Origin of the sequence: Streptomyces nanshensis (assembly GCF_001751255.1) — a bacterium.
Taxonomy (GTDB): Bacteria; Actinomycetota; Actinomycetes; order Streptomycetales; family Streptomycetaceae; genus Streptomyces; species Streptomyces nanshensis_A.
The window spans coordinates 1-246 of record NZ_LJGW01000207.1; positions in this window are offsets into that span (position 1 = coordinate 1).

Sequence of the window (246 nt, forward strand, 5' to 3'; positions counted from 1 at the left end):
CACCGGTCCCGCCGCCGCGTCCGCGGCCGGAACCGCCCGTACCGCCGGGGCCGTTGCTGCCCGCCGATTGCGGGGACACGGGGCCGCCGGCGGCGCGCATCGGTGTCGTCTCGTCCCCGTGGCGCACGGGGCGCTGCGGGATCCGCTGGTCGTCCGTCTGGTGGGAATGCATGGCTGTAACCGTGGTTCGGACCGCTTCCGGCCCGCCGGGGGCGGGAGGCGGTGCGTCAGGAAGGTCCGGCGGGC